20 protein-coding genes are annotated in these 21,372 nt (G+C 38.2%); 11 read left to right on the top strand and 9 right to left on the bottom strand.

The window, feature by feature from the left end:
• Window positions 1-224 precede the first annotated feature (224 nt).
• Together H4J56_RS06650 and H4J56_RS06645 are read left to right on the top strand one after the other, a co-directional pair.
• Window positions 225-2,225, top strand: a complete 2,001-nt coding sequence (locus tag H4J56_RS06650) for a bifunctional diguanylate cyclase/phosphodiesterase (RefSeq protein ID WP_182259054.1) — start codon at window positions 225-227, stop codon at window positions 2,223-2,225.
• Between the two features lie 108 nt (window positions 2,226-2,333).
• Complete coding sequence (locus H4J56_RS06645; protein WP_182259053.1) at window positions 2,334-4,193, top strand: methyl-accepting chemotaxis protein; 1,860 nt, start codon at window positions 2,334-2,336, stop codon at window positions 4,191-4,193.
• Between the two features lie 124 nt (window positions 4,194-4,317).
• On the opposite strand, the gene H4J56_RS06640 is transcribed toward H4J56_RS06645, so the two are convergent.
• From H4J56_RS06640 to priA, 5 genes are all read right to left on the bottom strand, one after another.
• Complete coding sequence (locus tag H4J56_RS06640; RefSeq protein WP_182222523.1) at window positions 4,318-4,683, bottom strand: gamma-butyrobetaine hydroxylase-like domain-containing protein; 366 nt, start codon at window positions 4,681-4,683, stop codon at window positions 4,318-4,320.
• A gap of 59 nt (window positions 4,684-4,742) precedes the next feature.
• Entirely contained in the window at window positions 4,743-6,071 is a 1,329-nt protein-coding gene (gene hslU, locus H4J56_RS06635) for an HslU--HslV peptidase ATPase subunit (protein WP_070375003.1), read from the bottom strand.
• A gap of 61 nt (window positions 6,072-6,132) precedes the next feature.
• The gene (gene hslV / locus H4J56_RS06630) at window positions 6,133-6,651 is read right to left on the bottom strand and encodes an ATP-dependent protease subunit HslV (RefSeq protein ID WP_070375002.1); all 519 of its coding nucleotides are present in this window, start codon (window positions 6,649-6,651) and stop codon (window positions 6,133-6,135) included.
• 133 nt (window positions 6,652-6,784) lie between these two features.
• Window positions 6,785-7,339, bottom strand: coding sequence for an SPOR domain-containing protein (locus tag H4J56_RS06625; protein WP_182259052.1), 555 nt, complete (start codon window positions 7,337-7,339; stop codon window positions 6,785-6,787).
• A gap of 103 nt (window positions 7,340-7,442) precedes the next feature.
• The gene (gene priA / locus H4J56_RS06620) at window positions 7,443-9,659 is read right to left on the bottom strand and encodes a primosomal protein N' (protein WP_182259051.1); all 2,217 of its coding nucleotides are present in this window, start codon (window positions 9,657-9,659) and stop codon (window positions 7,443-7,445) included.
• A 255-nt stretch (window positions 9,660-9,914) separates the two neighbouring features.
• Between priA and rpmE the strand changes: the two genes are divergently transcribed.
• The 6 genes from rpmE to alr all read left to right on the top strand — a co-directional run bounded on the left by rpmE (window position 9,915) and on the right by alr (window position 15,147).
• Window positions 9,915-10,127, top strand: coding sequence for a 50S ribosomal protein L31 (gene rpmE / locus H4J56_RS06615; RefSeq protein ID WP_070374999.1), 213 nt, complete (start codon window positions 9,915-9,917; stop codon window positions 10,125-10,127).
• 186 nt (window positions 10,128-10,313) lie between these two features.
• On the top strand, window positions 10,314-10,904 hold the full coding sequence (locus tag H4J56_RS06610) for a sigma-70 family RNA polymerase sigma factor (RefSeq protein ID WP_220465912.1): 591 nt from the start codon (window positions 10,314-10,316) through the stop codon (window positions 10,902-10,904).
• A complete protein-coding gene (locus H4J56_RS06605) occupies window positions 10,901-11,437 on the top strand; it encodes a hypothetical protein (RefSeq protein ID WP_182203265.1) in 537 nt (178 codons plus the stop codon). The genes H4J56_RS06610 and H4J56_RS06605 overlap by 4 nt, the downstream gene beginning before the upstream one ends.
• A gap of 24 nt (window positions 11,438-11,461) precedes the next feature.
• Entirely contained in the window at window positions 11,462-12,412 is a 951-nt protein-coding gene (locus tag H4J56_RS06600; protein WP_182259050.1) for a DUF4097 family beta strand repeat-containing protein, read from the top strand.
• 138 nt (window positions 12,413-12,550) lie between these two features.
• Window positions 12,551-13,969: a replicative DNA helicase gene (gene dnaB / locus H4J56_RS06595; RefSeq protein WP_070374997.1), complete on the top strand. Its 1,419-nt coding sequence runs from the start codon at window positions 12,551-12,553 to the stop codon at window positions 13,967-13,969.
• Window positions 13,969-15,147, top strand: a complete 1,179-nt coding sequence (gene alr / locus H4J56_RS06590; RefSeq protein ID WP_182214753.1) for an alanine racemase — start codon at window positions 13,969-13,971, stop codon at window positions 15,145-15,147. Before dnaB ends, alr begins: the two co-directional genes overlap by 1 nt.
• Window positions 15,148-15,357: 210 nt before the next feature.
• Here the strand turns inward: alr and H4J56_RS06585 are convergent, their stop codons facing one another.
• The 4 genes from H4J56_RS06585 to zur all read right to left on the bottom strand — a co-directional run bounded on the left by H4J56_RS06585 (window position 15,358) and on the right by zur (window position 19,363).
• Window positions 15,358-15,822 (bottom strand): chemotaxis protein CheX, encoded by a 465-nt coding sequence (locus tag H4J56_RS06585; RefSeq protein ID WP_146798820.1) that lies wholly within the window; start codon window positions 15,820-15,822, stop codon window positions 15,358-15,360.
• A gap of 75 nt (window positions 15,823-15,897) precedes the next feature.
• Window positions 15,898-16,413 (bottom strand): DUF6702 family protein, encoded by a 516-nt coding sequence (locus H4J56_RS06580; RefSeq protein ID WP_182259049.1) that lies wholly within the window; start codon window positions 16,411-16,413, stop codon window positions 15,898-15,900.
• Complete coding sequence (locus H4J56_RS06575) at window positions 16,413-18,764, bottom strand: M1 family metallopeptidase (RefSeq protein WP_182259048.1); 2,352 nt, start codon at window positions 18,762-18,764, stop codon at window positions 16,413-16,415. Before H4J56_RS06575 ends, H4J56_RS06580 begins: the two co-directional genes overlap by 1 nt.
• 161 nt (window positions 18,765-18,925) lie before the next feature.
• A complete protein-coding gene (gene zur, locus H4J56_RS06570) occupies window positions 18,926-19,363 on the bottom strand; it encodes a zinc uptake transcriptional repressor Zur (protein WP_070374992.1) in 438 nt (145 codons plus the stop codon).
• 285 nt (window positions 19,364-19,648) lie between these two features.
• On the opposite strand from zur, the gene H4J56_RS06565 reads away from it, so the two are divergent.
• The 3 genes from H4J56_RS06565 to H4J56_RS06555 all read left to right on the top strand — a co-directional run bounded on the left by H4J56_RS06565 (window position 19,649) and on the right by H4J56_RS06555 (window position 21,258).
• Window positions 19,649-20,449, top strand: coding sequence for an enoyl-CoA hydratase-related protein (locus H4J56_RS06565; RefSeq protein WP_182243062.1), 801 nt, complete (start codon window positions 19,649-19,651; stop codon window positions 20,447-20,449).
• 284 nt (window positions 20,450-20,733) lie between these two features.
• The gene (locus H4J56_RS06560; protein ID WP_182214746.1) at window positions 20,734-20,889 is read left to right on the top strand and encodes a hypothetical protein; all 156 of its coding nucleotides are present in this window, start codon (window positions 20,734-20,736) and stop codon (window positions 20,887-20,889) included.
• 90 nt (window positions 20,890-20,979) lie between these two features.
• Complete coding sequence (locus tag H4J56_RS06555) at window positions 20,980-21,258, top strand: hypothetical protein (RefSeq protein ID WP_182259047.1); 279 nt, start codon at window positions 20,980-20,982, stop codon at window positions 21,256-21,258.
• The last annotated feature ends 114 nt before the right edge of the window (window positions 21,259-21,372 follow it).

The following is a 21,372-nucleotide window of genomic DNA, read 5'->3' as shown; positions in this document are numbered from 1 at the left end:
ATGCTTATACCTATGCTACTAAATTTTTGCTCACGGCAACAGTAAACATAAAGTGTGAAAAAATTTAATCTATTGGCTGTTAGTATAGCTCGATGTACAAACGTTGTGTGAAATATATTCAATGGTAAATAACCGTATAATCAGCAAATAATAATAGCGACTGTCTTGTATTGCTAAGCAAAAGAATATTTAATGGTCGCCCGCAACTTAATAGAGAATATAACATGGTAGGTGAGAAAGACTTTTATCACGGTCTATTATTTTCTGTTGAAGCCGTAGTTTTTGGCTTACTTGCTACATTTTTTTTGCTGTATTATCGGGGGATAGGTCGACAGTATGTTAGCTACTGGACGGTGAGCCTATTTTCTTTAAGTGCCCATCAACTTTGCCTTGCCATTGAAACCCAACTTACTGACCTCAGTGTTATCGCCTTAGAGAAAGTTCTTCTTACAGTAGGTATTCAAGTTAGTTTTTATTTTCATCTCTGCGCACTTTTACTCGGAATATATAGCGCAGTTTCAAAAAAAAATATTTCTAAAAAAATCACCAATAGCAGCTTTATACTCAGTACTTTGTTCGCACTAACGGCAACGTTACTCTATGGATTTGATGTTAACGAGGTTTATAACCGCTTTTACCTGCGAGAGAGTTTACCTGCATTTGTGATGGGCTGCAGTTTATTGCTAACGGCCTTTTATCTATATAACTTGCCAAAAAAATATTTTTCTGCATATGTTTTTATTATTTATAGTCTTATTATGGGGGGCAGGTACGTTTTATTTTCTTTTCTTTCTATTGTACTTATCAATGAGTATTGGTTTAGGCCATTAGCAGAAGTACTGATTTATTTTGATTTGGGTGCCTTTACTTTATTAGCATTTACTATGCTTATTTGGATGCAAGGGGCAGAGCGAAGTATTGCGACCTCTGCGATGAATAAGGCTCAATATTTAGGTAAGCACGATTCATTAACCGGGGCGTTAAACCGACAACAAGTCATGGAAAAGCTGCCATTAATCATCGAAAAAACCGCCTGTAATCAACAAAATTTAGCGGTTTTTTTACTAGATATTAAAGGCTTTAAATTTGTCAATGATACATACGGGCTTAAGGTTGGGGATGCTATTTTGGGTGAAATAGCGCGTAGACTTGATGAAAGTATATTTTTACCCCAGGTGGTTGGACGATTAAGTGGTGATTCTTTTACTTTTATTATTGATGGTGTTGACGAAAAGCAACAAGCGGCTGCAATAGAACATTTACACGGCTTAATAAGTCGGGCGTACCATATCAAACAACATAAAGTATTATTACAATGCTCTGTTGGTTATTGTTTATATCCTGGGGATGGGCTATTAGCTGAAGATTTATTGCAGAAAGCTAATTTAGCCTTAGCGCAAGCTGAAAGTCAAAATGTGGCGACGGTCAAATATAAAACGGGAATGCAATCGCATGGTCGAAGATTACTTGCCATGGAAAAAGAAATTCGCGATGGTTTTGAAAACAATGAATTTGTACTCTATTTTCAACCACAGCTTAACTTATTAAATAATCGTATAGAAGGCTTCGAAGCGCTTGTTCGCTGGCAACACCAAGAACGTGGTTTATTACAACCCGCAAGTTTTTTACCTGATATTGAATCGCTTAACCTGCTTAGTGAGCTAGACAGTTATGTGCTTGAACGAGCATGCCAAACTATTGCACGTTTGCAAAAAGAATATCATCGACGAGTGACCATAGCGGTTAATATTACCGCCGTTGAATTTCAAGATCCAAAATTGATTGAAAATATCCAAGCCTTACTTTTTAAATATCAAATTACACCAAGATGTTTAGATTTAGAAATTACCGAAAATGTTGTGATGACTGAAATCGCAACAGCAATGAATACCATTGTTATTTTGCAAAATATGGGCATAAAAGTTTCAATTGATGATTTTGGTACAGGGTATTCCTCATTGGCATACCTGCGTAAACTGCCGATCGACAAAATTAAAATTGATCGAAGTTTTATTGAAGAAGTCGCAAGTAATGATTCAGATTTAACGATTGTTAAATCTATGGTTGAGCTTTCTCATGGTTTAGGTAAGCGTGTTTTAGCCGAGGGAGTTGAAACCGAAGAACAACTAAGGGTATTACGCAACATTGGCTGTGATGCTGTTCAAGGATATTACATCAGTAAACCTATACCCGAAGAAGCATTGAAAAAATACTTTGCCCGATAATTATCATCTTATTATTTCATATAAAAAAAACCTATAAATTTGTTTCAAATTTTAATTTTCTACCTATACTAAAAATATCAATCTATTAATATTTTTAGGATCTCCTTTATGCTAATCAAGCACAAGCTTATTGCTAACACCGGTATTTTGGTTTTATCAATGGTCTTTATGTTGGGCTTACTTAATTTTACTATGTCGTCTTTGGAAACTGATATAAAAATTGCTCGAGAAATTGGCAATATCGAAACCGAAATTTTACAGTTGCGTCGTAATGAAAAGGATTTTTTAGCTAGAAAAGATATCAAGTATTTTGAGGCGTTTAGTGAAAATTATGCTGAGCTTATAAGAAATATTGGTTCACTTGAGCAAGCTTACGAAACGATAGGCAAAGACCTTCCTGAATTAAATAAGCTTCGCGCTGTGCTAAATGATTATCAACAGTTCTTTAAAGACTTAGTTGATGCACAAAAAGATCTTGGTTTATCTTCAACCGACGGTCTATACGGCTCATTAAGATCTGCTGTTCATGTAGTTGAAGAGTCGATTGGTAATAGTGACTATAAATTGCTGAGCAATATGCTACAACTTAGACGCAATGAGAAAGACTTTATGTTACGTCTTGATGCGAAATACGTCGACCGTTGGAATAATAATGCCAGCTCTTTTGTTCAAGACATAAACGTAAGCGATTTATCCACTGATGCTAAATCACAAGCTATTGATAATATCTCTCTCTATGAACAAGCATTTACAGACTTTGTTGCCGGACAAAAACGGCTTGGTTTCACCGCTAAAGAAGGTTTAAAAGGTGATATGCGCAACGCTGTTCATCAAGTGGATGAAATTTTAGATAAACTTGTTTTACTGAGTAAAAATGAGGTTGTTGAGCACACCAAATTTGTTGACTTGGTTGCCTACAGTGTCTTTTTTATCATATTACTTATTGCCATCAGTTTTGCCTTTTTTGTCAGTAGAAGTATTTTATTAAGCATAAATCAGCTAAACGAGACCATGAAAAAAGTGGCTGATACTCAGGATTTATCGTTGACCGTATCTACTCACAGTGATGACGAACTCGGCGAAATGGCCACTATTTTTAATAATATGCTGGGTAAGTTTAGAAACTTAATTACGGCCGTTAACCTTTCTGTTGATACTGTGCACGAAGCAACAGATAGTTTATCAAAAAATATTCACCTTGCTAATGCCGGTGTCGACTCACAAATTCAACAAACGGATATGGTCGCTACCGCGGTGACTCAAATGGTTGCGACCGTTGATGAAATTGCTAATAATACCAATGCCGCTGCGAGTAAAGCTGAAGCAACCAATAATAATGCGATTAGTGGTAAAGAAGGGGTTGAGCAAACTATTGCGAAAATTGATGAGCTTTCTGAAAAGTTAAGGGAGTCAGAAAATATAGTGCACGAACTTGCTAAAGATAGCGATACTATTGGTTCAGTATTAGATGTTATTCGAGGCATAGCAGAGCAAACAAACTTACTGGCGTTAAATGCGGCTATCGAAGCTGCCAGGGCGGGAGAACAAGGGCGTGGCTTTGCTGTGGTTGCTGATGAAGTTAGAACATTAGCCAGTCGGACTCAAGATTCGACACAAGAAATTGAAACGATTATTAGTTCATTGCAAGGACGAACCAAAGAAATTGTTTCTCATATGGCTATTTGTCGAACACAAGGCCAAGACAGCGCTGACCAAGCAAGCTCAGCGGGTAAAATGCTAGAAGAAATAACCTATGATGTTTCAACCATCATGGAAATGAATACAGCTATAGCATCAGCCATTCAAGAGCAAAGTACGGTCGCTTCTGAAGTTAATCAACATGTGGTTGAGATAAGAGACGTCGCCGAACAAGCCGGGCTAATATCTCATCAAAATGCACAAATGAGTGAAGAGTTATCTCAGCAAGCGGCAGTGTTGAATAATGAAGTGAGTCAGTTTAAAGTTTAGAAATATACTTTTCTCTTGAAGATACCGAACAGGTGTTTTCAAGAGAAAACGTTATCTCTGTCTAGTTATTACTAGGCAAAGTTCGCTAAATAAAAGCCATCTTGAATGTTCGTGTTAACTTATTTTATTTCACTTCAACAAAACTAATCGACGCTTCTCTATTTTGGCTTGTGGTTAAACTTGAACAATAGCTTTGCCAATTAATGTCGTAATTATCAAAGAGATTTTTGAATGTTTGGTCAGTGAAAATAGCGCCGTGCTTGTCATCAAATACTAAGCGGTGGCCATGCTTACCTAGCGGTTCAATATCAGTTAATAGCACGTCTTTTTTATGAAACACTTCTGGTATTTTAACGCCATTTTTAGCTTTCGTTTCTACGGGAGAAAATACTCTTAGGTATTCAAAGGAGAAACTAAGTTGAAGGTTACTATCAAAATTAAGGGTTAATTTTTTTTGCTTGCTATCAAGCGTAAACTGAATGATTTTCATTAATTCCTGCGCTTATATTGGCTAAAAGAGTAGGAAGTTAACTTCCTACTCTTTTCTTTCTATAGAATAAAACGGCTTAAATCTTCATTTTTAACTAATTCAGAAATAGTGTCATCTACGTATTTTTGATCAATTATAATGACTTCCCCAGCACGCTTATCAGCATTAAATGATAGGTCTTCGATTAAACGTTCCATCATAGTATGTAAGCGTCTTGCGCCAATGTTTTCTGTACTTTCATTAACTTGCCATGCGGCATTAGCGATTGCCTGAATACCATCTTCACTAAAAGAAACATGTACACCTTCTGTTGCCAACAAAGCAATATACTGTTCAGTTAATGATGCGTTTGGTTCAGTCAAAATTCTAACAAAATCATGGGTAGTTAGCGCTTGTAACTCGACACGAATTGGTAATCGACCTTGCAATTCAGGGATCAAATCAGATGGTTTTGCCATCTGGAATGCGCCTGAAGCAATAAATAAAATATGGTCTGTTTTAATCATGCCATGCTTAGTGCTTACTGTTGAGCCCTCAATCAGAGGGAGTAAGTCTCTTTGTACCCCTTCGCGAGAAACATCAGGACCTGAGCTATCACCACGCTTACAAATCTTGTCAATTTCATCGATAAAAACGATGCCATTTTGCTCTACTGCATAAATAGCCTTTTCTTTGATATCGTCATTGTTAACAATTTTGGCGGCTTCTTCTTCTTGCAACGCTTTAAAAGCATCTTTAATTTTTAATTTACGCTTGCTGGTTTTTTCATTAGACATGCCCTGAAACATATTTTGCAGCTGCGAAGTCATCTCTTCCATACCAGGAGGAGCCATTATTTCAACCCCCATTTGTGGGGCAGCTAAATCTAATTCTATTTCTTTATCATCAAGTTGACCTTCACGAAACTTTTTGCGAAAAGCTTGACGAGTACTGCTATTATCCGTAGCTCCATCAGCGCCAAAACCGTCTCGTGGTGGTGGCAATAATATATCTAAAATTCGTTCTTCAGCGGCTTCTTCGGCGATATGTTTTACCCGAGCCATTTCTTGCTCTTTGGTCATTTTTATTGCCATATCAGCCAAGTCACGAATGATCGTTTCGACTTCTTTACCAACATAACCGACTTCGGTAAATTTAGTTGCTTCAACTTTAATAAAAGGAGCGTTGGCAAGTTTGGCTAGACGCCTTGCTATTTCTGTTTTACCAACCCCCGTTGGACCAATCATTAGAATGTTTTTAGGGGTAACTTCGGTGCGTAACTCTTCGTTTAACTGCATTCTGCGCCAGCGATTTCTTAAGGCGATGGCTACAGCACGTTTGGCATCACTTTGACCAATAATGTGGCTGTCTAATTCACTGACTATTTCACGTGGTGTCATATTCGACATGATAATTCCTTATGCATTTTACTTATTTGATACACTTACTAAGCGAGACGAAAGTTGAGCTTTATAGCTCGTCAATCGTATGTTGATGATTGGTGAATACACAAATGTCGCCAGCGATTTTTAACGACTTTTCAACAATTTCAATCGCAGAAAGCTCGGTATTCTCTAACAGTGCAGTTGCTGCCGACTGTGCAAAGTTACCACCACTACCGATAGCAATTAAGTCATTCTCTGGTTGTATAACATCGCCATTGCCGGTGATGATTAATGAAGCTGTTTCGTCTGCAACAGCAAGTAAAGCCTCTAATTTTCTTAAGGCGCGGTCACTTCGCCAATCTTTAGCAAGCTCAACAGCGGCTTTAGTTAAATGGCCTTGGTGTTGTTCAAGTTTACTTTCAAAGCGCTCAAATAAAGTAAAAGCATCAGCAGTGCCGCCAGCAAAACCAGCAAGGACCTTGCCGTTATATAAACGACGAACTTTGCGAGCATTACCTTTCATTACGGTATTTCCAAGCGATACTTGGCCATCACCACCAATTGCTACTTTGCCATTACGTCTTACGGATACGATAGTTGTCACAATTAACCTCAAATATTTATTTATATCTATGAAGAATAGATAAGGCTAATTATGACTTTTTCAAGGAGGGAGCTAGATAAATGTGTCTATTATGTCAATTGGACTAACTTATTGTTCACTAATCCGTTGGATTTTATTTCCAAAGCCAAATTTGGCAGCCATTAACATTATTACTTTTTAGCTTATGTTTGTCTTTTTCTGCTTCACGTTTACGCTCATAAGGACCTAAAAACACTTTGTAATAAATACCGTTTTTACCTTTAGATTCACTTATTTGAGCCGTTAAGCCAGTAAAGGCAATATTGGCTTTTAATACTTCGGCTTGTCTCATCGTTCTAAACGACGCGCACTGCATCTTATACGGTCCTTTATCCTTAACTTCATATTTACCCACTTCAACTTCTTTACTCTTTAGGTTGTCAACATATGCCCATATCTCTTTTGGTGGAGCGGGTAATGCTTTTTCTTTCACCGCTTGTGGGGCTTCTTTGACTATTTTCACGGGAGAGACTTGCGGTTTATTGTCTTTTATTGACCATAATCCATAAATAAAACCACCGATCAATAATATGACTAAAAAGAGTAAAAACTTAAATTTTAAGGTGAAGGTTGGTTTAGGCGCTACCTTGCCTTTATAGGGACTTTTCTTTTTGTTTTGTGCGCGGGAAACGTAATCTTGATGAGCCATGAAATAATAATATACCGGTAAACGTCGGGTAATTCTAACCAACTGGTAAGGAAATGACACTAGTTTAAAAAGAAAATTGTAACAGAAGGCTTATTACTTAAAGTTACCAACTTAAATCAAGTGGATCAACATCTACTGTCCAGCGTACTTTTTTCTGCCATTCATTCTGAGAAATAGCGTTAATCAGCTGATAAATAGCAAGATGAAGTTGCTTGCGTGATTTAGCTTGTACAATTAAATGATAGCGATATTTACCTGCTTTTTTTTCCATCGCAGCTGGCACCGGACCGGCAAATTGGCAGCCATCAAAAGTAAATTCGGTTAATGCACTGAGAAATTTTTCAGGATAAGAAGGATAGTTAGCTTCTGCCCGAAAAAGTGCTTGATAACTAAACGGTGGTAATAAGGCCTGTTTGCGCTCAGTTAACGCATATTTAGCAAAGTGTGGGTAACCGTTGTTGACTAAATCTTGCAGTAATGGATGTTCAGGGAAGTTGGTTTGTACTAAAACTTTGCCAGGCTTACTTTCTCGACCTGCACGGCCAGCAACTTGCACTAATAATTGTGCCATGTGCTCGGCAGCACGAAAGTCAAAACTAAAGAGTGCACCATCAACGTCTAACACTGCAACCAGTGTTACATCAGGGAAGTGATGCCCCTTTGCTAACATTTGTGTACCAATCAGTAACTGATGTTTTTTATCACTGACTTCTTGTAATAATTTTGCCAATTCGCCTTTTTTACGAGTACTGTCGCGATCGATTCTTACGGTACTATAGTCAGCAAAAAGTTCGCCGATGCGCTCTTCTAATTGTTCTGTACCTTGTCCCATAGGTTTAATACGGACACTTCCGCAACTAGGACACTGGTATGGGATACGCTTTTGACTACTACAGTGGTGACAAATTAATAATTTTTTCCCTTGGTGCAAAGTATAAGGTTTATTACAACGCTGACAATCGGCTACCCAGTGACACTCTTGACAATTAATCGCTGGCGCATAACCACGGCGATTTAAAAATATTAAGGCTTGTTCACCGCGTTTAAGTGTTGTTTCAATCGCCTTTTTTAACGTACCTGATAAGCCATGTTCCATTTGCTGTTGGGCAACATTAATAAGACTGATTTTGGCTTGAGTACTTTGACCGGGTCTTTTAGTTAATTGATGATATTGATATTTACCCGACAATGCATTTTGTAGCGTTTCTAAACTAGGCGTGGCACTACCGAGTACAATGGGAATATTTAACTGACCCGCGCGTAAAATAGCAATGTCGCGCGCGTGATAACGAAAACTGTCTTGTTGCTTAAAAGAGCCATCGTGCTCTTCATCAACAATAATTAAACCTAAATGATGTAGCGGCGCAAAAACGGCTGAACGCGTGCCAATAATTATTGCGGCGGTGCCCCGTTGTGCAGCCAGCCAAGTTTGTAAACGTTCTTTGTCGTTTAATCCTGAGTGGTGCAAGCAAATAGGTAAATTAAAGCGTTGTTCAAACCGGCTGAGCATTTGTGGTGTTAGACCAATTTCAGGCACTAATACCAGTACTTGTTTATTGGCGGCGAGAGTTTTTTCCATCGCTTGTAAATAAACTTCGGTTTTACCACTACCGGTGACACCGTCTACTAAATGACAAGAAAACTGCTCAAAGGACGCTTTTACCGCAGAGACAATAACCGCTTGTTCAACGGTTAAGGTTAGCTTTTCATTCTCAGCTAAAGCGTCTTGGTGATAGACAAAGGTTTCAGCTTTTTGTTGCCTTTCTTCAATTAACTTTTTCTTTTCAAGCGTATTTAATTGTGCTTTTGTATAACCTAGTGTTCTAATTTCTGCCCAAGTTAGCCCCGGGTGGGTTTTAATGACATTATACAGTTCGGCTTGTTTGGGGGCTCGCTTAACTATTCTTTCTAATAGCAGCTTTTCTTCACTGTCTTGCTCAAACAAGAAACAATGCCAAGTGGTCGCTAAATCAATAGTAGGTTGCTCAATTTGACGAAGCAACACGGGAAGAGCCAGTTGTAGTACGTCTCCAATCGGGTGATGATAATAATCAGCACAACGCAGTAAAAACTTTAAAAGCGCGGGAGGAAAACGAAAGTTGTCATTGACTAAGCCAATAATCGGCTTAAGTTTTTTGTCGTCAATATCACAGACTTCACTGGTACTTATAATAATACCAATAACTTCTCTATGACTAAAAGGCACGATCACTCGTGCGCCTATTTGAATCTCGTCATTACTGATGCTTTTTGGCACGATATAAGTAAATAACTGACGCATAGGTACAGGAATAGCGACTTGAATATAACTAACCTGCATAACGAGTACTTTTTTGACGATAATTAAGCTTATTCTGCCGACTTGTTGTTAATATGCCAAGTACGATTTTATAGAAAGTTTAACTTTAATCACCTTAACGGATTAATTGTTCATTTTTTAGCAATTAGTGTCATTAGGCTATTGCTAAGCATGTGTCGATGATTTAAAATTCGCCTCCATTATTTTTAACTCGTATGGTGCTTAGCAGCAATAATGACTGACTAAGTGGCGATACGGCCTTATACAGAGGTTTCTATGAAAGACGGTATTCATCCTAATTATGTTGAGTTCAAGGCAACTTGTTCTTGCGGTAACATCATCGTAACTCGTTCTACAGCGAAAAAAGATATTCACTTAGACGTATGTTCAGCTTGTCACCCATTTTACACGGGCAAACAAAAAGCTGCTGAGACCGGTGGTCGTGTTGATAAATTCAACAAACGTTTTGGTGCACTTAGCAGCAAGTAATTTTGCGCTAAAATCAAAATGTAAAAAAAGCGTCGTAAGACGCTTTTTTTATGCCTAAAAATCCATTGAAATACCATTCAGCTTTGCCGTGATCTCAAAAAATATAATATTTTTCGCTTTTCTTTAAACCCTTTTCATAAATACTGTATCTTACTTTATAACGACACCATTATTGAGAGTTAACCTTTGGATAATCCGAAAGTTATTAACATTAAAAACTGTGCTGAACCGCCGATCCATATTGCTGTAAACCGTGCAAAAGAACGTGCAATTATTAGTCGAGCACAGCAGGGTGATCAGCAGGCTTTTTATCAACTTTATCAGCAGTATCATCGTAAAGTTTATGCTATTTGCTGGCGTATGCTTGCAGATAAAGATAGTGCCGAGGATGTTTGCCAAGAGGTTTTTGTACAACTATGGCAAAAAATAGCTAATTTTCGTGGTGAAAGTAAATTTTCTACTTGGTTACACAGTGTCACCAACAATATTGTACTTGGACACTTGCGCAAACATAAAAACTGGTTGCAACGTATCTTTAGTATCGAAGATCAAACCATGGCAGATATTGCCGTAGAAATGCCAGATAGTGCGGGTCTAACCGAATTAGATAAACATATCGCTCGTTTACCTGAAAGAGCTCGCTTAGTTTTTGTGTTGTTCGCGGTTGAAGGTTACCGCCATGAAGAAATTGCAAATATGCTCGACATGGCAGTAGGTACTAGTAAAGCGCAATACCATAGAGCTAGAAATTTGTTAATGGAGTGGATCGAGATATGAATAAATTATTATCAGAGCAAGCTTTACAAAAAGCACTGGCAAAATTACCCGATGAAATGACACCACAACGTGATTTATGGGCTGGTATTGAACGTGCAATTGAAGTTAAAACACAAGACAAACCCGTCTTTGTATCACCGGTGAAAAAAGTGTTTATGCCTACAGCATGGGCGGCATCTTTAGTGCTCGCTGTATTGGCTACTTGGTTTTCTTTTTCGCCTCAATTTTCAGAACAGCCGCTGGATTTAGCGCAACAAAATAACTCACCCCTGACCTTAGTAACTGCAATGCAAGAAAATTTTAAGCACACCAAGCAATCGATGTTGATTAGCTTTGGCCAGCCTAAAATATCGGCACTGCCAAAAGAAATTCAACAAGAGTTAATAAACCTAAGCTCAGCCCAAGCTACGATTGAAAAGGCTCTAAATGAAGACCCAAGTAATAATGATTTACTTAATTTATTACGTTGGACCCAAAAACAAGAATTAGATCTATTAAGCCAACTATACAGCCCTAAATGGCAGAGTATTTAAAGATAACACTATAAAGAGGTAGTTATGAGAGTTTTACAAAAAGTTATTCCGATGATGTTATTTTCAGCCGCTTGTTCAAGCTTTGCGGGTGAGCAGATAGACAAGTCATTACTGGTCAGTGATGTCAGTAGTGTAAATATTGAAAATTTACGCGGTAATATTACGGTTATTGGTTGGGATAAAAACACTATTTCGATAAAGGGAGAATTGGAAGACGACGCCGAAGGTTTACTCTTTAAGCAACAAGGATCGCGTGTGAAAATTAAGGTTGAGCTTGAAAATCATAGCAACAACTTCTGGGGTAACAATGCTAAAGGCTCAGTATTAACGATTCATATGCCTAAAAACATTCGTGTCAGTTTTGAGGGGATTGCCAGTGATATTAATTTTGAGAACTTGCATGCCAGCGCCGAAGCAAAAACAGTAAGTGGTAACATCAAAGCGGTAAATTTGAGTGAACGCATTGAATTAATTTCAGTTAGTGGTGATATTAACAGCAGCAAATTATCAGGGAAAGTGAGTTTGTCGAGTGTTAGCGGTAATATTAAAGATCGTCAGTCACGTGGACGTTTAAGTTTACGCGTGGTCAGTGGTGAAATTGACGCGCAATCAACAGCAAAAGAAGTGACGATCGAAAATGTCAGTGGCGATATTAACTTAGGATTAAATGATATTGACGAACTTACCGTTGCAAATGTCAGTGGCGATCTTTCTGCAACGTTATCGTTAAATGATGGTGGTGTCGTTAAGATGTCTAGTGTTAGTGGCGGTTTAGCATTAAAGCTACAGAAAAATGTTCAAGCAAGCTTCAGATTATCAGCCAGTGCTGGTGGTCAGATCACTAATAAAATTACCACGCAAAAATCAAATAAAGCTAAGTATGGACCAAGCTCAAAATTAGACTTTGAAACCGGTAGTGCCAACGCGAACGTACGTGTAAATACGGTAAATGGCAATATTAGCGTCAGCAATTAATTTTTATGACTCTGGCATTGAAAATAGAACGAGTTAGGGCGCTTTCTGGCTCGTATTTATATTCTGTTTCAAAGTAAATTCTGCTAACCTACCAAAAGTTTTAATCTCGCATTTGCGATAGAGTTTTAGGGTATATAAATGGCAGAGCGCAAGCCAAATAAATTTTTCAAAGATAAAAAGTATTCTCAAGATAGTCAAATGAATGCTTTAAAAGTTCCACCTCATTCGCTTGAGGCAGAGCAATCTGTATTGGGCGGTTTATTGCTCGATAACGAGACGTGGGATCGTGTTGGCGAACGTGTTGTCGCTCAGGATTTTTATAGTCGTTCACATCGTATTACTTTTGAAACCATAGCTGCGTTAATTGAACTAGGCAACCCTGTTGATTTAATTACCTTATCTGAAGCTTTAGAAAACGAGCAACGACTTGAAGATGCCGGTGGCTTTGCTTACCTTGCCGAAATGATGAGGAATACACCCAGTGCGGCCAATATCACCGCTTATGCCGACATCGTTCGTGAACGTGCAGTTACTCGTGAAATGATCAGTGTGGCAAATGAAATTGCTGAAGCGGGTTATGATCCTCAAGGCCGTGCTAGTGCAGAGCTTCTCGATTTTGCTGAAACTAAAATATTTGCTATCGCGGAACAACGGGCTAACAAGTCCGAAGGGCCAGAAAACATAACCTCAGTACTAGAAAAAACAGTCGATCGTATTGAACAACTTTGTTCATCGCCAAATAATGGTGTTACCGGTGTTTCTAGTGGCTTTTCTGATTTAGATAAGATGACCGCTGGTTTTCAAAAGTCAGATCTTATTATCGTTGCTGCACGTCCATCAATGGGTAAAACTACCTTTGCGATGAACATCGCAGAAAACGCGGCGATGACTGAAGATAAACCCGCATTGATTTTTAGTTTAGAAATGCCTGCAGAACAACTGATGATGAGAATGCTAGCCTCATTAGGCCGTATTGACCAAACCAAAATTCGTACGGGGCAATTAGGTGACGAAGATTGGGCGCGTTTATCTTCAACCATGGGGTTACTTATTGATAAAGGTAAGATGTTTATTGATGATGCCGCTGGTTTAACGCCAACCGATGTTCGCTCTCGTGCGCGCCGCATTGCCCGTGATCACGGTGGTATAAGTATGATCATGATCGATTACTTACAGTTGATGCGCGCGCCACAATTTGCTGATAACCGCACCTTAGAGATTGCCGAAATATCACGGTCATTAAAAGCATTAGCTAAAGAATTACAAGTACCGGTTGTGGCACTGTCTCAGCTAAACCGTAGTTTGGAGCAACGTTCAGATAAACGGCCGATTAACTCGGATCTTCGTGAATCAGGCTCTATTGAGCAAGATGCCGATTTGATCATGTTTATCTATCGTGATGAGGTTTATCACGATGATTCAGAGTTTAAAGGTATGGCAGAAATTATTATTGGTAAACAACGTAACGGCCCTATTGGTCGTGTTCCGTTGACTTTCCAAGGACAGTTTTCTCGTTTTGATAATTATGCCGGCCCGCATGTATTAGATGAAGATTAATGGCATTAACGACCGCAACGGCAATTATTAATTTATCTGCGCTCAAGCACAACTTAGCGCAGATAAAATCACTTGCACCGACAGCAAAGGTGCTAGCCGTTTTAAAAGCTAATGCCTATGGCCATGGCCTTGAACGCATTGCGCACGCATTGTTTTCTGAGCAAGCTAAAATAAATGAACACGGTCATTCATCGATCACCGCTGATGCTATTGCCGTGGCAAGAATTGATGAAGCGCTGGCATTACGGTCTTCAGGTATTACTCAACCGATTGTCTTGCTCGAAGGTTTTTTTAATGCAAAAGATTTAGCGATACTTGCGGTCAATAATTTACAAACGGTTATTCATAACCATCAACAACTTGATGCTCTTTTATCGGCAACGCTTCCTTCTCCGTTAAAGGTTTGGCTAAAAATCGATACAGGTATGCACCGTTTAGGTATAAATCCAGAGGAGTTTAGCCATTTTTATCAGCAATTAACGGACTCAGTAAACGTGCAAAAAAATATTGTGCTAATGAGTCACTTAGGTTGTGCTGATGATAAAAGCAATCAGGCGACTCGCCAACAAATATCACTCTTTGAAAAAGTAACGTTAGGCTGTAACGAAGAACGAACATTGGCAAACTCTGCCGGTATTTGTGCATGGCCAGCAAGCCATTACCAATGGCTTCGCCCCGGTTTATTATTATACGGGATTTCTCCTTTACCCTTTGAAAGTAACGCAGCAAATTTATCAACTTGTGCGCCAGAGAGTGCTTTGCACAATAAAGATATAACCTTGGATGTTCTGCCAGTAATGACGCTGAAGTCAAGTTTGATCGCCGTACGTGAATTAGCCGCTGGCGAATCAGTCGGTTACGGTAATGCTTGGACAAGTGAGCAAAAGACTATTATTGGTGTTGTTGCCATTGGTTACGGTGATGGTTACCCTCGGCATGCTAAAAATGGCACACCTGTTTTGGTCAATGGACGAAGGGTTCCTTTGGTAGGAAGAGTATCAATGGATATGATCACTGTTGATTTAGGGATAAATGCACAAGAACAGGTTGGCGATGTTGTGACTTTGTGGGGAGAGCAGTTATCTGTTGCCGAAATAGCGCTATGTGCAACTACCATTCCCTATGAGCTCTTATGTAATATTACTCGCCGTGTACAAATCACCTTGTCAGCGCAGTAAAGGTCTTTTTTAAATACTAAGTAAACTACTCATCTTCTTGGTAAAGTCGCCAAAAATTCATTTACAGCGCACTCAACCGTCACTGTTTATTATAATGTCATTAATTGTCAGTTGTTATTGAGTCAATAAACTAAATATAGCGTAAAAAATAAAAAACCTCGTTTATTGCTAAACGAGGTTTTGGTCTATGACTACAAATTACTTAATTCACTATTTATCGAAACTGAACTCAATAAAAGCTTTACCAAATTCAGAATTTAACGGAATAATAATAATAGGTCCATCGGCTTTGTGATGAATAGTATGGTTTTGACCAGAAACAACCATAGGCGTTGCCATGTCAAATTCAAAGCCTTTTTCGCTCAGCATACGCTTAGCGCCACCGGTGACCATATTAGTAATTTCACCGACTAAATCGGTAATTTCTTCATTGACTTCGTCAGGACCTTCGCCAACCATTTTTTTCATGGTGGCCAGTGCTAACTTTCCTTCAAAAGTAATTGATAGTGAGCCTTTTGTTTGAGCGCTCACCATACCAATTAAACCAGAAACATCGCCCATAGCAACTTCATTTTTTTTCAAACGAGGTTTTTCAGGTACTAATTCCATTTGTGCCATAGTAGACATTACATTGAGCATTGAAGATAAAAAAGGGTTAATAAACTCTACATTCATGAATGTTTCCCAAGGGCTTAGTTATACTAGTCATTTTATTTTGCATGTTAATTTAGCAAATGTAAATCGTTCCTACTAGTTATTGTTTTTTATTATCGCAATTTTAACTGATTTCGAAAAAGTTAAGCTGCCAATAATTGTTTCGTCTTTATAATTTACAGTATTTACTTGCTTAGGGTAAGTATCGATGAGTAAATCATTTTTTACCACTAATCCGGATAAAAAGTTTTCAAAATTAGCTTCTTGGTAAATATAAACATTACCTTTAGCGACTTCTAAACCTATCCAATTGAGCTTAATTGGCTGTTTTTTATTATCTTGAACATCAATAAGTTGGAAATGTGCTTCAACATAGTTTTGAATGAACTTTTCGTATTCAGAATGCTCAGCTGAAAAGTGTATTTGCTGTTGCTCAGCAATAGCATTATCAATATCGTGAGCCGTAAATTGATGAATAACTTCTATGTTATGGGTTCTTGGATTAACTGATAAATCAGTTAATCCAAAGAAGTATCGGTGGGCTGCGCTTGAAAGCGCAACGCCACACAATAAACAAAAAACAAAGCTTTTAAATAATGAGGTTTTTGACATTATTTATCTTCTTCTTCCTTGTCTTCTTTTTCGTCATCAGCTGACTTTAATTTAACATTATAGTCACGCATCATGTCTTTTTTCTTACGTTTGTATAATTCAAAGCTTGATTTAATAGGGCGTGCTGGCCAGTAGTTATTGTTAACATCTACATCGGCTGTTTCCCAGTTTGGATCAATAGCGATAGCGGTAATCTCTTTATCAGTAATAAATAATTTAGAAACATTTTTACTGTTTTTACGCCAGATTTCTGCAGGAATATGTACTTGTTCTGTTGTTTTATCTGCAAAAGTTAATTGCACAATAATAGGCATGACCAAGCCACCCTTATTTTCAAAATCAACGATGTAGAAATTTCTTTCATCAACAAGGAGATCTTTTTGCCATTGTTCTAACTTTTTATTTGCGCTGTTATAGGTATTACGTGCTTTATTGGTTGCCGTAAATTTATCATGCTCGTTGTAAAAATCTAACAATTCAGGCTTGTCAGTTGTTCTAAGCCATTGACCTTTATCACGAAGGTCACTAATAAATGTTGGCTTTTCACTTTCTAAGGCACGATTCCAAGCGGCTTCTGTATCAGGGTTTTGGCTATCAGGACGATATAAATGAATATTACCTAAAGCGATATCAACATGATCTGTTGTGTAGAACCAACCACGCCAGAACCAATCTAAATCAACGGCTGATGCATCTTCCATGGTGCGGAAAAAGTCTGAAGGTGTTGGGCGTTTAAACATCCAACGTTGTGCATATTCCTTAAAGGCAAAATCAAATAATTCTCGGCCCATAACGGTTTCACGTAAAATATTTAATGCTGTTGCTGGCTTACCATAGGCATTATTACCAAACTGAAGAATTGATTCAGAGTTGGTCATAATAGGTACCTGGTTAGTACTTTTCATGTAATTAGTAATGTCAGCAGCATGACCACGGCGTGAAGGATAACCTTCTTCCCATGCTTGTTGTGCTAAAAACTGTAGGAAAGTGTTTAAACCTTCATCCATCCAAGTCCATTGACGTTCATCAGAGTTAACGATCATTGGAAAGTAGTTATGACCCACTTCGTGAATAATTACTCCAACTAAGCCGTATTTAGTACCACGAGAATAGGTTTTTTCACCTGTTTCTTTGTCAAGTGTTGGGCGAGGACCATTAAAAGTGATCATCGGATATTCCATGCCACCAACGGGTCCATTGACTGAAATTGATACTGGGTATGGGTAAGCAAAGGTGTATTTATTATACTGTTGCATGGTATGGATAATAGCTTCAGTTGAGTACTTTTCCCATAATGGATTACCTTCATTAGGGTAAAAAGACATCGCCATGGTATCGGTACCGCCTTCTTTATAAGCTTGAGCGTCCCAAATAAATTTACGGCTTGATGCGAAAGCAAAATCACGAACATTTTTAGCTTTAAAATGCCAGGTTTTCGTTTTTGTTGAGCGAGATTTTTCGTTTTCAAGTGCTTCATCAACGGTAACGATAAGCACAGGTTTCTTTGCGTTTTTAGCTTGTTCTAAGCGTTTACGCTGTGTTTTTGTTAAGACCTTGCTTTCATTTTGTAACTCACCGGTAGCGGCAACAATATGGTCAGCAGGAACGGTGATCTTAACGTCGTAATCACCAAATTCTAAAGTGAATTCGCCGTTACCTAAAAACTGCTTGTTTTGCCAGCCCATAACGTCATAGTATGCTGCTGCGCGAGGAAACCAGCCAGCAAGCTCATACAAATAGTTATCGTCTTCTTTAAAGTATTCGTAACCCGAACGGCCACCTAACACTTTTTGTTCATGAAGCTTATAGTTCCACTTAATATTTAATTCAACATCATCGCCGGATTTTAATGCCTTAGGTAAGATAACGCGCATCATTGTGCCGTTAATTACATAGTCAAGAGCACTACCGTTTGATGCTGTAACTGCAGTAATTGTATTACCACCATCAAATTCAGTTGACTCGATAGCGCCACGCAATCCGCTATAAGTTATTTTTTTACTAGGAGCTGTAGCTGTTAAGCGATTATCAGAGTCACGTTTTAAGCGGTTTTGATCTAGCTGTATCCACAAGTAGCGTAAAGTGTCAGGTGAATTATTGGTATAACTCATTGTTTCGCTACCCGTTAAGGTTTGCGTTTTATCATCAAGTTGAATATTAATTTTATAATCAACTTGTTGTTGCCAATACTGGTGACCTGGTGCGCCTGATGCAGTTCTGTAAGTGTTGGGTGTTGGTAAAGATTCTTCTAATTGACGAAATTTATCGCTACTAATGGTGTTTTTCGCTATTGCGCTACCACTGGCAACAACAAATAAGCAAATTAACGCTGACTTGATTGAATATTTCATAGGCTTCCTGAATATTTTATAATATGGGCATGTTTAACCGTGTACTTATAGCATAAATAAGTTCACTGAGTTAAGGGGGAGGGTACTTCTTATGCGACCAATAGCTCTAAATATGAGTTTAATGGGGGTGTTAAAGTTATTATTACTCCTGAATAATAACGCTATTTACTGCAGCTTTGACAAGCACCATGCGCTTCAACAATTTGATGGCTAATGGTAAAGCCGGTTGCATCTGCCATCGAGCGTAAAGCTAAGTCTAAATTAGACGATTGAATTTCTTCAACATGTCCGCAACGGTCACAAATAAGTAATTGCACGGGATGATTACATTCACTGAAATGATGGCACATCACAAAAGCATTTATAGACTCAATCTTATGAACAAAGCCCTGCTTACCAAGGAAATCTAAAGCACGATAGATGGTTGCTGGTTTTGCTGCTGGGTCAATTAGCTTTAATTCGTCAAGCAAATCATAAGCACCAATAGCACCGCTATGTCCGGTTAATAGTTTAAATACTTGTTCGCGAGCCAAAGTAAATCGTGCACCACGCTTCTTGCAAGACTCTTTTGCTTGTATTAATAATTCTTCTGCATTCATTATGAGTTAGGTACTTGCATGATTGGGTTACTTTTTAGCAGTTTAACACAGAGATTTTGATGATGTAATATGCTTGAAAGGTTAATTACTTAACCTTTTAAATTAAAAGCGTGTTGTTGGCACTCTCAACGTTTACGAAAATGTAATGTAATATTTGATAGTTGGATAACAGCTAAGTACCAAGATAAAATTCACTTTACTGGTTTAGCAATTTTATCTTGCCCTCTTCGATACCTACGTGTCATCTTTAATCAATAAGAATAAATTTTTTACTATGGACTGAACATGCCTGAATTTGAATATTTAGATTTAACGCTCCAAAATAATGTCTTACATTTACAACTTGCACGCCCGAATAAGGCGAACGCGATGAATAAAAAAATGTGGTTTGAAATTGGTGACGCTTATCGTTGGATAAATAACCAAAACGATATTCATGTCGTGGTATTGAGTGGCAAGGGGAAACAATTTTCATCGGGCGCCGATATCAACTTTTTATTAGACGTTATGGCGTCAACACAAGATTGCCAAAATGATAAAACAGCGCACTTGAGGGCTGAAATCATTAATATGCAACAAGCATTTTCAGCGATTGTTGATTGTTCTGTTCCAACAATCGCAGCGGTCCATGGTGTATGTATCGGGGGGGCGGTTGATTTAATTTCGGCATGCGATATTCGTTTAGCGTCGATGCGGTCTTACTTTAGCATTTTGGAAACGCAATTAGGTATACCTGCAGATATGGGAACATTGCAACGCTTGCATTTTAATTTACCCGATGGCCGATTACGAGAATTAGCATACACTTCGGCTATTTTCTCAGGACGTCAGGCAAAAAAATGGGGCATGATTAATGATACCTATTTAACACGTAAGCGTTTAATGAAAGCTGCTTTCAGTTTAGCCAACCGCATTGCTTTATTACCTAATTATGCCGTAAAAGCGACAAAACGCAGTTTAAATGTAAATACCGATACTATTGTGGCTAATGGCTTAAGTGCAGTTGCCGACTTAAACGCAGAATTACTGCAGTCTCCACAAGCAATGTTGACAATGGAAGAGCTCAAACGAAAACTGAAAAAGTGATATAAAATTAAGTCATTTCAGTGAAATTATTTAAACGTTCTCCTCAATAAATATTTGTTGGCTTTAGCGCTATAGAGTTAATCTTTATATGTTACTAAAGAGTGTGCGTCGGGCACCTACACTTGCTCAGGAAGGCCCGAGAAGAGACTTTGGGAAAATAATCGTTAATTAAGCAGTATTGTCAGTAACGTTTGTCATCAAAGATTCATAAACTAACTCACTAAAAGCTATACCTTTTTCATTATTTAAGTCATAATGTCATTGACATATAACAAGGAATGTTAATGATGAATGTCAATGAATTTGATCGAATGAATACCCTCTCTGAAAAAATCCTCAGCTCAACCGCATCTGTCCATGAAATAGCAGAATTTACTGTATTACTTAACCTATGGAAAAGCTCTGAAAAATTCAATTTAGTTATTGATTTACCCCAATAAAGAATAGACGTTTCAATTGTAAATATATTGATCTTTAGGTATAAATGTCTCGCCTATTTAGGATGAATTATAACAAATGGATGTTTTTGAATGAATTATACTGCTTCTCTTTTTGTGAGCTTAATATCACTGGCTCTTTTAGCTTCTTGTGGTGGAGGCAGTGGTGAACGTTCAGAAAAAATAACGACACCGCAGCCTACTGTTCCAACACCACCTGTTGTCGACGCGATTTTTACAGAAGATAATGCCGGTGATATTGCCATCTGGAGTACGGTGTTAACCGAAGCGAGTATTAATGCCGCAGACATCATCGAACAGGAAATTATTTGGTTTCATCATGCACCTGAAAACATCTTAATTAGCTTATAGCACTTCCGTCGATTCCTGCGGCAAGCTATTGGTTTGTTGATAATGATGATAGATTATCTGTAGTCCTTCAATCAATGGACAGTATTTACCGAGTAAAGCTCTACTAATTTTACC

It is taken from the genome of Colwellia sp. BRX8-4 (assembly GCF_014077345.1).
Taxonomy (GTDB): Bacteria; Pseudomonadota; Gammaproteobacteria; order Enterobacterales; family Alteromonadaceae; genus Colwellia_A.
This window is presented reverse-complemented; position numbering and strand designations above follow the sequence as displayed.